This is a genomic window from Stenotrophomonas sp. SrG (genome assembly GCF_050031795.1).
GTDB classification, from domain to species: domain Bacteria; phylum Pseudomonadota; class Gammaproteobacteria; order Xanthomonadales; family Xanthomonadaceae; genus Stenotrophomonas; species Stenotrophomonas rhizophila_A.
Window position 1 is genome coordinate 1 of the sequence record NZ_JBNBBE010001635.1, and the last position, 232, is coordinate 232.

Genomic DNA, 232 nt, shown 5'->3' on the forward strand with positions numbered 1-232 from the left:
GCGCCCAGGCCCCCCGCGGCCACGCATGAGTCCCCCGAGCCGGTCACCGACACCTGCATCACCACCCACGTCACGCGGGACCTGCGGGCGAGCAGCACGGTTCCCGCCACGGAAGTAAAGGTGGAACCCGTGCACGGCGAGGTATCGCTGTCGGGCACCGTCGCGACCAAGGCCGCGCATGTCCATGCCATGGCCCCGCCCAAGATGAGCAAGGGCGTCAAGAGAGTGGACG

Annotated in this window: 1 protein-coding gene; it reads left to right on the plus strand. The window is 69.8% G+C overall.

What is annotated here, in order from left to right; translation table 11 throughout:
* Window positions 1–57 precede the first annotated feature (57 nt).
* A partial coding sequence (locus tag ACQG3P_RS24910) for a BON domain-containing protein (protein WP_426806540.1) occupies window positions 58–232 on the plus strand: 175 nt, incomplete at its 3' end.